The sequence below is a fragment of the Vreelandella alkaliphila genome (genome assembly GCF_016107625.1).
Classification (GTDB): domain Bacteria; phylum Pseudomonadota; class Gammaproteobacteria; order Pseudomonadales; family Halomonadaceae; genus Vreelandella; species Vreelandella alkaliphila.
This window is the reverse complement of sequence record NZ_JABASV010000007.1, coordinates 217,275-229,119: the sequence shown is the minus strand read 5'-3', so window position 1 is coordinate 229,119 and position 11,845 is coordinate 217,275. Positions and strand designations below refer to the sequence as shown.

General features: G+C 48.9%; 14 protein-coding genes and 1 tRNA gene. 9 read left to right on the top strand and 6 right to left on the bottom strand.

Going from position 1 to position 11,845, the window contains the following annotated elements; genetic code table 11:
* Positions 1–67: 67 nt before the first annotated feature.
* Positions 68–1,315 (top strand): site-specific integrase, encoded by a 1,248-nt coding sequence (locus JFC11_RS12700; protein WP_198349686.1) that lies wholly within the window; start codon positions 68–70, stop codon positions 1,313–1,315.
* A 50-nt stretch (positions 1,316–1,365) separates the two neighbouring features.
* Here JFC11_RS12700 and JFC11_RS12695 read toward each other — a convergent pair whose 3' ends face one another.
* The gene (locus JFC11_RS12695) at positions 1,366–1,584 is read right to left on the bottom strand and encodes a type II toxin-antitoxin system Phd/YefM family antitoxin (RefSeq protein ID WP_198349685.1); all 219 of its coding nucleotides are present in this window, start codon (positions 1,582–1,584) and stop codon (positions 1,366–1,368) included.
* A 174-nt stretch (positions 1,585–1,758) separates the two neighbouring features.
* Between JFC11_RS12695 and JFC11_RS12690 the strand changes: the two genes are divergently transcribed.
* Complete coding sequence (locus tag JFC11_RS12690; RefSeq protein WP_198349684.1) at positions 1,759–2,070, top strand: hypothetical protein; 312 nt, start codon at positions 1,759–1,761, stop codon at positions 2,068–2,070.
* 127 nt (positions 2,071–2,197) lie between these two features.
* On the opposite strand, the gene JFC11_RS12685 is transcribed toward JFC11_RS12690, so the two are convergent.
* The 4 genes from JFC11_RS12685 to JFC11_RS19110 form a co-directional block, all read right to left on the bottom strand.
* Positions 2,198–2,274: transfer RNA gene (locus JFC11_RS12685), tRNA-Pro, on the bottom strand.
* Positions 2,275–2,400: 126 nt separating this feature from the next.
* Positions 2,401–3,210, bottom strand: coding sequence for an inositol monophosphatase family protein (locus JFC11_RS12680; RefSeq protein WP_198349683.1), 810 nt, complete (start codon positions 3,208–3,210; stop codon positions 2,401–2,403).
* Positions 3,211–3,304: 94 nt separating this feature from the next.
* Positions 3,305–3,760 carry an anti-virulence regulator CigR family protein gene (locus JFC11_RS12675; RefSeq protein WP_198349682.1) on the bottom strand — a complete coding sequence of 152 codons (456 nt, stop codon included), beginning with the start codon at positions 3,758–3,760 and terminating at the stop codon, positions 3,305–3,307.
* Between the two features lie 163 nt (positions 3,761–3,923).
* Positions 3,924–4,319: a prepilin-type N-terminal cleavage/methylation domain-containing protein gene (locus tag JFC11_RS19110; protein WP_269769445.1), complete on the bottom strand. Its 396-nt coding sequence runs from the start codon at positions 4,317–4,319 to the stop codon at positions 3,924–3,926.
* A gap of 214 nt (positions 4,320–4,533) precedes the next feature.
* Here JFC11_RS19110 and pilB point away from each other — a divergent pair, with 214 nt between their 5' ends.
* The 6 genes from pilB to JFC11_RS12640 are packed head-to-tail and all read left to right on the top strand — an operon-like array spanning position 4,534 to position 10,222.
* A complete protein-coding gene (gene pilB, locus JFC11_RS12665; RefSeq protein WP_198349681.1) occupies positions 4,534–6,288 on the top strand; it encodes a type IV-A pilus assembly ATPase PilB in 1,755 nt (584 codons plus the stop codon).
* 6 nt (positions 6,289–6,294) lie between these two features.
* Positions 6,295–7,524 (top strand): type II secretion system F family protein, encoded by a 1,230-nt coding sequence (locus JFC11_RS12660; protein ID WP_198349680.1) that lies wholly within the window; start codon positions 6,295–6,297, stop codon positions 7,522–7,524.
* Positions 7,525–7,579: 55 nt separating this feature from the next.
* On the top strand, positions 7,580–8,425 hold the full coding sequence (locus JFC11_RS12655; RefSeq protein ID WP_198349679.1) for a prepilin peptidase: 846 nt from the start codon (positions 7,580–7,582) through the stop codon (positions 8,423–8,425).
* A gap of 41 nt (positions 8,426–8,466) precedes the next feature.
* Positions 8,467–9,063: a dephospho-CoA kinase gene (gene coaE / locus JFC11_RS12650; RefSeq protein ID WP_038484647.1), complete on the top strand. Its 597-nt coding sequence runs from the start codon at positions 8,467–8,469 to the stop codon at positions 9,061–9,063.
* Positions 9,064–9,102: 39 nt separating this feature from the next.
* On the top strand, positions 9,103–9,336 hold the full coding sequence (gene yacG, locus JFC11_RS12645; RefSeq protein ID WP_038484650.1) for a DNA gyrase inhibitor YacG: 234 nt from the start codon (positions 9,103–9,105) through the stop codon (positions 9,334–9,336).
* Positions 9,337–9,349: 13 nt separating this feature from the next.
* Positions 9,350–10,222 (top strand): DNA replication terminus site-binding protein, encoded by an 873-nt coding sequence (locus JFC11_RS12640; protein WP_038484653.1) that lies wholly within the window; start codon positions 9,350–9,352, stop codon positions 10,220–10,222.
* Positions 10,223–10,249: 27 nt separating this feature from the next.
* Here the strand turns inward: JFC11_RS12640 and JFC11_RS12635 are convergent, their stop codons facing one another.
* Entirely contained in the window at positions 10,250–10,597 is a 348-nt protein-coding gene (locus JFC11_RS12635; RefSeq protein ID WP_198349678.1) for a hypothetical protein, read from the bottom strand.
* A gap of 370 nt (positions 10,598–10,967) precedes the next feature.
* Here JFC11_RS12635 and JFC11_RS12630 point away from each other — a divergent pair, with 370 nt between their 5' ends.
* Positions 10,968–11,801 (top strand): helix-turn-helix transcriptional regulator, encoded by an 834-nt coding sequence (locus JFC11_RS12630; protein WP_038484659.1) that lies wholly within the window; start codon positions 10,968–10,970, stop codon positions 11,799–11,801.
* Positions 11,802–11,845: the final 44 nt, after the last annotated feature.

The following is an 11,845-nucleotide window of genomic DNA, read 5'->3' as shown; positions in this document are numbered from 1 at the left end:
TGAAAGGCGTTACTTTAAGAGCCTAACGGGTGTCTAAAATATCCGGGGCGATTCAATTAGTGGTTTTATGTGCACAATTTACAGACGTGACCTCATAACGTTCTCGTTTCGCTACCGCTCAAAACTGACTTCCAAGCGGCCGGTCATGAAGATTGGCCGATACCCATCTGTATCTGCTGACGAAGCCAGAGAAATCGCAAAAAAAATGTCGCTGGGACTGGCCAAAGGAATAGAGCCTAGGCTCGAAGAAGATGCCGCCATCAAGGCTCAAAAGCATATCGAAGAACAACAACGCCTGCAGGATGCAACGATTATCAAAGTATTCCTTGATACCGTTTATCGGCCACACAAAGAGCGTATGAAACGAGGCAACGAAGACCTTGAAAGACTTGATCGTCATTTTAAGCCCTGGTATCAGAAACGCATGCCTGAACTCAGCAAGGCTGACGTAACTAGGTGGCACCATGAGCTTGAAAAAACAGGCTTAGCGTTTCTCACCATCAAACGTTCCTACGATGTGCTTCAAAATATGCTTAACATCGCAGTTGAAGAAAAATTCATACATGAGAACCCAATCAAGAATGTAAGGCTTAAGAGACCAGTCGCTGGGGATGATCAAGGTATTGATGCTATCCGCTCCCGCCGTGCTTTAACGGACAGAGAAATCGACGGACTCTTTAGGGGGCTTGCCATCTATACCCAAGACCGGAAGGACATGCGGCGACGTTCACGTGCGAAAAAATCTAACCGTCACCTTCCCGACTGGGATCATCTGACCTATGTCGACTATGTGGTTCCGGCAATTCTCGTTATCTACCATGCTGGTTTTCGTCCAGGTGATGTCTATGGATTACGCTGGGAGAACGTAAATTTTGAAACACAAATTATTACCAAGGTCATTGAGAAAACAGCACACCACAGCATACGACCAACCAGCTTCCCTATTTCGGAACCACTCTTGGAGGTTTTGCAGGCTTGGTGGGAGCAAAACGGGCGGCAAAGAACTGGCTATGTCTTTCCGTCACCTAAAACCGGCCGCCGCTTATCTGCCAGTGCCCTAGGACGACATCCTTGGGCAGCTGTCAAAAAATTTGGGGGGTTAGATGAAAACCTTGACCTATATACGCTGCGCCACAATTTTGCATCCCAGCTCATTATGTCAGGGGCCGATTTGATGACTGTTATGAAGCTAATGGGGCATAGAGATATTGCAACGACCATAGAGCACTACGGCCACTTAACGGCAGACCACATCCGCAACGCTCTAGATGCTTTGAATCGTCCCGCCAAAGCAAAACCGCCATTCAAATACTGAAGACCTCAACAACCTCTGCTCTAGTGCTATCAAGAGCCAAGAGCAGAGGCTCAGTTATTCATGCCATCGAGCGGAGCATCCCATCCCTCAACATAATCAATCTCGCCTTTCATGCAACCATACAGCTGTTTAGCGCCGTCGATTACCTTGAAGGGCACAAGCTGAACGTAAGATTTTCCATCCAACGTGATATTGATCTCTTCCCCTGCAAGCGCCTTCTCGATGAGGGAGTGAAGTTGTTTCTCTGCCGTTTGAACTGAAATAATCAATTTAAAATCTCGTATAAGCTGTCTTCGATCAAACTGTTGCAGGGTTTATACCATCATTTTTGCTTACACTCTCGTGACATATACGCAAATATCGAACACTATAGAAAAAAACACATGCACAATTCGCTCTGAGGTTTTGACAACACACCAGAGTAGAAAGGAATGGCTCTTAAAATGTTGTTGCAGAAAGTTTTCAAATTTGGGGCAGTATGGGCTTTTTTCTTGATTGTGCCAATGGCTATATATTCAATGCGCTCCCCTACAACCGTCGATGATTATGTAGCCTGCGCAGCGGTAAGGGTAATGTATAAGGATGAACCGGGTGTGCGGAATTGGCTGGATCTAGCAATTGACCGTGCAAGCGAAGATGGCCAAAGCTTATACTACCACGATCTTATCCCGGCCTTGGATGCTTATGTGGAAAAACTACTCCAATCCAGTGATCGCAAACAACTAATGCGTGTTTACATAGACCGTTGTCGTTAATACAGAAAAACCCTTTCAGCGTGACGAGGTGTCATACCGAAAGGGCCAATTGCGGACTAAGGCAGGATCATTAGATATTAGCTAGAGAGCTGTTAGCTTTTGATAACCTACAAGTCCTTGAATTCTTTGGTCGGAGTGACAGGATTCGAACCTGCGACCTTTGCAACCCCATTGCAACGCGCTACCAAGCTGCGCCACACTCCGATATCTTGGATTGGCAACGAATGTTAACCAACATCGTTTGCCTCAAGACGGTGCGTATACTAGCGCTTTCTTAACCAAATGAAAAGCTCTTTTTGCGCTTTCTTTTCAATTGGTTGCCGCTTGCACTTAATCGATGCTCTTAAGTAGCGATGCCATGGCATCATATACCTTGGGCGTTGTGACGAGCAGTTGCTCTGGGTAGAGGTCAACTGGCACGCCGTCAGGTACCTCAGTTAAGTGGCCTACTTTCGCGCCTGCTTCGCGAGCAATGACCCAACCCGCGACAAAGTCCCATGGTGAAACGCTTTCGTAATACGCGTCTAAGCGGCCGCAGGCGACATCACAGAGGTCAATCGCAGCTGCGCCATTGCGACGAACATCCTGACAGTTCACCAACACGGCTTCCAAACGTGGTAGAAGCTGTTTGCGAGCCTGTTTATCGTAGGGAAAACCGGTAGCCACCAGAGTGCTTTCAAGCGTATCAGCATCACTCGGTTTGATTGGTTGCTGATTGCAGTACGCACCTAATCCTTGCGCGGCACTGAAGGTATCACCCAAGAAAGGCGCGTGAACCACGCCTACTTTACCGATGCCGTTCTCTATCCAGCCAATCGACACCGCCACATGGCGCAGGCCTTGGGCAAAGTTGACGGTTCCATCGATAGGATCTACCACCCACAGCTGCTCGGCGGGGGTATGCAGCGCACGCTCAGGGCTTAGTTCTTCACTCAGCCTCGCTTCACCAGGAAAATGCTCCTCCAGGCGCTGGCTAATTAGCGTATCAACTGCCACATCAACATCGGTAACCAGCTCAATGCCGGCTTTTAAACGTTGACTGAAGTCTTGCTGTTCGCGGGCGCGGCGAATCATATCGCCTGCCTCCTCCGCAATACGCACTGCCAGCGCCAGCCGCTCTTCTAGGGTGTAAGCCGTCATTAACGCTCCTTACTTGATGGTTTCACATTGCCTGAAATAAGCTCAGCTTAAGCGGTGACGCATGGCATTACCATGACGCCATGCGAAACAATCCTTAACGAAGTGCATCCACCAGCACATCGACAACGATACGGGTAGCCGCCTCAATGAGTACGACATCGGCCCCTACGCGCTCCCATTCGTAGCCGGGATACTGGGGAAGCTGAGATGCCAACGGACCATCAAAGCGTTTTGCAATTCCCGGAGGAAGGGGTTTACCGCGTTCTAAGTTGCGCTGAATACCCGGCGGCAATGGCTGGGCACGTGGCGCATCGTATTGCCGCAAGAGACGAAGCAGTTCACGTTCGTTGATACGAGGAAGATCTACAACGCGTTCGTCGCGATGGCGACGCTCATGTCGGCCTATATCCTGCCCGCCACGCTGGCGCTCGGAATGTGGGCTGCTGTCTCTAGCACCATGGGCGGGTGCGTGTGCTGGCTGTGCGACTGCCGCCACTTGCCACAACAGGGTGCAAACTAACAGGCAAGCGCTAAGAGAAATTGATTTCATTATCGGCTCCTTATGACCAGGAGCATTGAGTATAGAGAGCAAATGCGCAGGCAGTGTGAAGATTGAACAATATTAAAAATACGGGCAAAAGCCTGCAGATACAAAAAAACCATTAGCTGGCACAACGACCAAAGCTAATGGTTAGATTTTAAGGCGCTGTACACTATTCCTCGGAAGTCATAGAAATTATCCCGCTTCCAGATACATACACAGTTTCCTGACGATCCTGAGTTGAAACTTCAATAGCTTCTAATGATTGGTTATCTTCAGCGCCTGCAAATACATTGAACAGCTCCTCAACATCAGTGCTATCAGCACATGACTGAAAGCTGAATTCAGGCGCGCCCTCTCCGAGAGACGCTTCCGCGATTGAAAGTGTTCGATATGAGTTGAGTTCTCCAACACATGCTGAAGCCTCTGAGCGGTCCAAGTAGCTTCCATACTTGGGCACGCCGATGGCAGCCAAGATGCCGATAATAGCAATGACTACCATCAGTTCAATGAGAGTAAAACCACTCTGTTTGTGAATTGTAGTTATTTTAAAAAATCTTTTATCCATAACACTTCTCCTTTGTATTATTAAACTTCCTCTTCAATAACATGAAGACCGAAAGTGTGTTAAACAAATCAATGCCACAATATTTAACAACACCAACAGCTTCTCAATGCTATATTTAACCAACTATAGCAAGCTCACCGTTACATTTCCGTTGACCATTAATAATAATTAATATTTAACACAAAAAATAAAATAAACATGATTGAGTTTAGCCATGAACGATTTAACCCCCAGGCCGGCGCTGAGCAAGGCGGCCATGCATAGCGGCCTGCACGGTATCGCTAAACGGCTGATAGAACATGGCGTGCTGACCGAAGCCCAGGCGAATGTCGCGGAAAGCACAGCAACAGAGCTTGACGTGTCGCTGTTACAGCACGTGGTCGATAGTGGGCTAGTAGAATCAGGCGCAGCAGCGCTGGCCGCTGCTTGGGAGTATGGTTTACCGGTCGTTGACCTAGATGCCATTCGTATAAACGCGCTACCACCCGCCAGCGACTACCCCGTTAAAATATTAGAGCGTCTAGATGTTCTTCCCCTGGCACGCCACGGGCACCGCCTTACTGTCGCTGTACCCTACCCCGCTACGCTAACCCAACTGAATGAACTTCAATTTGCTACCGGGCTAAGTGTAGATGGAGTACTGGCTCCCGCTGATCAACTTAAAAACACTCTAACGCAGTATCTAGCGCAAAATGAGCGCAGCATGCTAGATGAACTGGAAAACGTAGATGATGCGGTCAGCGCGTTGAGTATTGTTCAGCTTGACGAAGATGAGGCGACATTAGACAAGGCAGTAACAGATAGCGAAGATGCCCCCGTCGTTAAATTCGTCAATAAAATACTGCTAGATGCTATCAGTCGCGGCGCTTCCGATATTCACTTTGAGCCCTATGAAACCCAGTACCGGGTGCGCTTTCGTATTGATGGCATGCTGCTTGAAATTGCTCGCCCACCTTTTGCGCTGCGGCACCGCATCGCGGCACGTGTAAAAATCATGTCTCGGTTGGATATCTCTGAGCGGCGCCTGCCTCAGGATGGTGCAATCAAGCTGCAGCTTTCACGCACACGCTCAATTGATTTTCGAGTGAACTCACTGCCCACCGTGTTTGGTGAAAAAATAGTACTGCGTTTGCTAGATCCTGCCTCTGCTCAACTCGCTATCGAGCAGCTAGGCTTTAGCCCTGAACAGCAGGCCGTTTATGAACACGCGCTTAAGAAGCCTCAAGGAATGATTCTGGTTACCGGGCCTACGGGGAGCGGTAAAACAGTGACGCTTTATACAGGTATCAACATTCTTAACCAAATTGAACGCAATATCTGCACCGCCGAGGACCCGGTAGAAATTAAAGTGCCGGGGGTCAATCAGGTGAACGTTCTCCCTAAAATCGGTCTGAACTTCGCCAGCGCTCTGCGCGCCTTTTTACGCCAAGACCCTGATGTCGTCATGGTGGGCGAAATTCGCGACTTGGAAACCGCCGAAATTGCCGTAAAGGCAGCCCAAACAGGCCACTTAGTGCTATCTACCGTACACACTAACTCCGCCGCTGAAACGCTAACCCGTTTAGCGAATATGGGCATCGCATCGTATAACATCGCAAGCTCCGTTAGTTTGATCATTGCCCAGCGCTTGGCACGCAAGCTATGCGACCTATGCAAAACACCCGCTAAGATTCCTAACGAAGCGCTGCATCAGGCTGGCTTTAGCCAACAGGACATTCGCAACGGCACGATTTATTCAGCGGTCGGCTGTAAACAGTGCACACAGGGCTATAAAGGTCGTATTGGTATCTATGAAGTGGTGCCTATTACTGATGCTATGCGCCAACTGATTATGCGCGATGGCGATGCGCTGGATATAGACCAACAAGCGCGCCGCGAAGGTTACCCTAGTCTTTATCAGCGTTGCCTACGTCGTGTGCTGGATGGCAGCACTAGTCTGGAAGAAGTTAACCGCATCAGTAAGGAGTAACGCGCCATGGCCAACGCTAAAGCATATCGCACCAAGCCAACGCCGCTACACCGTTGGAAGTGGGAAGGCAAAGGGCCACAAGACCGAGCTATGCGAGGCGAGCTGATTGGCCGCACCAAGCCGGAAATCATTGAACAACTGGCTAAGCAGCGTATCGTCGCCACAAAAGTCCAAAAACGCAGCAGCTTTAGTGGTCGCAGCAAGGTAACCAACGTCGATATCATGATTTTTGCACGGCAAATGGCCACTATGGTACGAGCAGGTATCCCTATTCTTCAGGCGTTACAAGCCGTTTCTGAAAGCCTAAAAAAACCCGCGATGGCAGCACTAACCCAGCAAATCATGGAAGACGTCTCTTCGGGTGATAGCCTTTCCAGCGCCATGGCAAAACACCCCAAACAGTTTGACCGCCTGTTTGTTAGCCTAGTCGACGCGGGTGAGCAGGCTGGTGCGCTTGACCAGATGCTGGAGCGGGTAGCCAGTTATAAAGAGAAAGTTGAATCACTCAAAAATCGTGTCAAAAAAGCACTCTGGTACCCCACTACGGTGATGATCATTGGTATTGCCGTTACCATGCTGCTACTCATCAAAGTCGTGCCTGAATTTGAGAGCATGTTTCAAGGTTTTGGCGCAGAACTGCCAGCGCTCACTCAGTTTACGGTTAACTTATCGGACATGGCCCAAAAGTACTGGTTACAAGCAACGGGTACACTAATCGGCAGTATCATGCTGCTGAAAACTGCAGCGCGACGCTCACCACGCGTCGCTTATCGGTTAGACAGCCTGATGCTTCACCTGCCTATCCTTGGCGATATTTTACACAAATCGGCTGTCTCACGATTTACACGCACTTTAGCGACTACCTTTACTTCTGGCGTGCCACTAATTGAGGGGCTCGAAACTGCCGCAGGTGCCGCGGATAATCGCGTGTACATCAGAGCTATTAATGAAGTGCGCCAAGATGTAACTACCGGACAACAGCTGCATTTCGCCATGCGTATGACCAACCGCTTTCCAGCGCTGGCAGTTCAAATGGTGAGTATTGGTGAGGAAGCCGGCTCACTGGATGCCATGCTTAACCGAGTAGCCGATTACTACGAAGAAGAAGTGGATAATAAAGTAGACGCCCTGACCTCGTTAATGGAACCGATTATTATCGTTGTCCTTGGCGCGCTAGTGGGCGGCGTTGTAGTCTCCATGTATTTGCCTATTTTTGAAATTGGCACCGCACTATAAATAAACCGTTCATACGCACTTCCTCAACAAGCACTTCCCCAACAATTGGAATACCATGGGTTTATCACCAAGCTTTTACCTCTTTTTTGCTTTACTAATCGGCCTCTGCTTTGGCAGTTTTCTTAACGTTGTCATCACCCGTTTACCCGTTATGCTGATGCGCCGCTGGCGCAATGAAGCACGTGCCTCCCTTGAGCTGGCCGAAGAAACATCCCCCCGCTTTAACCTTGCTACTCCAAGGTCAATGTGTCCACGCTGCGAACACCCAATTGCTTGGCACAATAACCTACCCTTAATAGGCTGGCTAAAAAGAAGGGGGAAATGCGCTCATTGCCAAACCTCCATCAGTGTACAGTATCCATTCGTAGAGCTGATGGGCGGAATACTTGCAATCGTGGTTGTGGCCTTGCATGGCCCGACGCTAAGCGCAATGTTTATCTATGGTGCTTGTATAACGCTACTGGCTTTGGCAGTGATCGACTTTCGTGCCTATTTACTCCCTGATATGTTGACCCTACCGTTGTTATGGGCTGGCTTAGCTTACCAATTGCTCTTTCAACCCCTGCTGCTCCCTGGCGCTGTTATCGGCGCAATGGCGGGCTATGTTGTGTTATGGAGCTTTTACTGGCTATTTAAGCTCATAACAGGCAAAGAAGGCATGGGATTTGGGGATTTCAAGTTACTCGCTGCCCTTGGCGCTTGGGTGGGTTGGAGCATGTTGCCGCTACTGATTATTTTATCTGCGGGTATTGGCGCAATCATAGGATTAGCCGCTCAAGCTATTTCTCCCCAGTTACGTGGCCAACCTCTCCCCTTTGGTCCCTTTCTTGCGCTGGCGGGCTGGATTTGCCTACTTGTAGGCAACGAGTTAATGACACTCTATACGTCGTTGCTGTATTAAGCCTAATGTCGGTTTTAATTCAATTTTTTTTAGGAGCATGCATGATCATTGGACTGACAGGTGGTATAGGTTCGGGAAAGTCTACTGTTGCCCGTGCGTTTGGAGAACTGGGGATTGGCTGGGTAGATGCCGATGATGTCGCTAGAGAAGTCGTTGCCGTTGGCGAACCCGCACTAGCTGCTATTGCCGAACACTTTGGCACAGACGTATTGAACTCCGACGGAACACTGAATAGATCAGCACTGCGTACCATCATTTTTGAAGATCCTGCACAACGGCAGTGGTTAGAGTCTGTCACTCATCCCAAGATACGCGAACGCCTTCTTTTGCATCTGGACCGTCTGCAGGCGCAGTCGCCTTATGTATTATTAGTGTCTCCTCTGCTTTTTGAGTCTGGTCAAGATAAGCTGGTCAATCGTACGTTAGTCATCGATGTGCCCGAATCGCTGCAATTATCACGCACACTTGCCCGTGATGGGGTGAGTGAATCCCAGGTGCGTGCTATCCTCGCCGCCCAACTTCCACGCGAAGAACGCCTTGCTAAAGGCAATGATGTCATCGACAACAGTGGTGACCATGCGAATATGATGCGCCAGGTCATCCAACTGGATCTTCGTTATCGCGCCGAGTGCACTTAACGACGTACTTGAGACGCACTTTTGAAACAGGAGTTTGTCATGCCCACACCGGCAAATGATTCACCGCTAGAGGTTGCTTGCCCCCAATGTGGCAAGAAAGTTATCTGGGGGCCAGAAAGTACTTATCGCCCTTTTTGTAGCAAACGTTGCCAACTGCTTGATTTGGGCGCTTGGGCGGAAGAGTCGCATCGCATTGCAGGTGAATCCGCCATGGATGAGGCAGACTTAGATACCCTGCTTGCTCAAGCAGATAGAGACACACCTCTTTCTTAAAGGCTCGCCCAACATGACTGACGCCACGCTGCCTCTATATCATCTACTGCATGAGCTTGATGCCCACTTTGATCAACTGGTAGCTACCATTGAGCGGGCTGCAGCGCTATACGAATTTAACCCACCACCTACTTGGCGGTTTCATCATGACGTTAGCGAGCCTATTTGGTTGCGGGATGCACTACTGGACATGTGGCATCAGCAGGGACAGGATGGCCGCGAAACGCGTAACTACATCGCAGTCATCGCCGCTAACGATGATTTATTAGCAGCGTGTCATCAAATTAACCACGCAAAGGCAAATATCAGCGACTTACTCGCGCGCATTAAGCAGTCTCATCCAAACGCGTTGAGCGACGCTAAGTCTCGTTTACCAAACCGTCATCCCCATATCGACGACATACTGCGTAAAAGCGGATTTGCAAGACTCCATCTAAAACAGTGCTGGCGACAACTCCCCATTGCCCCTGCGCCGGTGTCTAGAGTTAGGCTAGCGTGGTATAGCAGCGGTCGCTCAATCAAACGCGTTAGTGTTCAAGAGGCTGAGCAAAAATTATTACAGCTAGACAGTGATGCACCACATATCCGCATACAACTACGCAAGCTCGCCAGCATTCCAAGTGGAGAAATATTGGCGCAGGTGCAAACCCAAGCCCCTTTAATGCGCGCAAATCTGTTTTTTGTCGAACCGCTTGCGGATGGACACACGCGACGAGCACTTAATATTGCAATGCCGCTAATTGTGCCTGCAAATGAAGGACGATTACCACATCTCAAAGCCCCAGCAGAAACGCCTCCAACGACTCGCACAAGAGCTAAGCGGCGCGACGAAAAACTCGAAGATGACGTATATTTACCTAGCTTACGCATCTATCGGTATCGCTAGCGAGCTACCTCACCTCATAACGTCGCATTATCTACCTGCTACAGGCACGCCATCAAGCTTCCACTGCTTAGACTCCAGCAGCGCGTGTACGACCTCGCTTACATCTCGCTCCGACAAATCATATTCGCCAATCAGCACTTTTAAACGTTGATCAAACAAGCGCTCTTGCTCATGCGAATGTGCCACTTCGTCTGCAGCTTGATCGTCAGCTTCCAACGCCGCAATTGAACGTACTGGCGGTCCCGTTGGAATATTGAAATCGCTGTTAGGATCTTCTAACTGGCGCAGCGCTTGCGCGAAGGCATCATCCAACTCACGAAACTTACGTAGTTTTTCACGCTCATCTAGCTGTTTTTGAACCTTTTGATATTTCATCGATGTTTCATTTACACCTTACTTGAAATGGATGACAAGTCTGCTGAAACAGACCTTTTTCCGACAAAACTGTGCCCAAACGCGTAAAGCCTCTGAGCAAACTTGCCTTTGCTCTATCTTCCCAGCATAAAGGCATCACAGCTTAGTAATAAATAAGCTGCTCCCGATATAAAACAGGATGCTCCTACTGGCAGAGCAAAAACGCCCAGTTAAGCAACCTAAGGTGGCGCATATAGCGGCAAATTCATCTAGTAGGCAAGCAGCAATGTTAATCGCCTATTAGATCACTAGCAACGCAAGCACCGGGATGGTGCATTACAGGTGAGATGAGTAGCGCGACCTGTACGACTTAAGCATAGGAGGCCAGATAATGTTCAATGCAATGATGCGAGCTGAGATCTGGCTGCAAGACACTCTCGATAAACCGCTTGGAATCGAAGACCTTGCTAACCACTTAGGATACTCAGCATCACAAATACGCCGGCAGTTCCGCCACTGCTTCAACATTTCACCTAGTGCTTACCGTGAAAAAAGGCGTCTTGAGCGAGCCGCTGTCTTGCTTTCACTCACCTCACAAAATATAGCGCAAATCGCTATTCGTTGTGGATATACTAATCACTCTTCTTTCTCACGCGCATTTCAGCGCCGCTATCGGCTGTCACCCCGCGAATATCGCCAAGTGGTAAGCAGCCTGTATCTTCTGAACAGACCTGACAAAAAATTCACAATCAGCATTGAAAAAAACCGTCCCGCACATGTGGTTTTAATGCGCTTGTACCAAGCACCAGACCACATTCATGGGCTAGGCAACACAAAGTATCACGCTAACCATTTAGAGCACCTACAAGCCCAACTAGAGACATCTACCCCAACCATGGTATTGCCAGACCTTTTAACAGAGAAAGTGACGGCCGCTGTAGAAGAACCTGCACCGAACCACACTAGAACTGATATCGGGCTCTATCTAGAAAATAGAGATACTGCCGAATATCTAGCACTGCCAGTCAACTACCGTCGGGTAGACATTCCTTCACGCTACTATGCAAAAATATACTTCGATAACATTTCACAATTATCTTATGTAATGTCTGAAACGCTAGTGGCATTAATGGATGAAAAAAATCGTTTAAATATCAGCGGTGATGCACCGCAAGTATTATGGCATCCAGATCATATTGAGCTACGAATACCTTTATCTGCCTAGCCAGCCTGAATAGTTTTTATCCGCTTTCATTAAACCAAAACCGG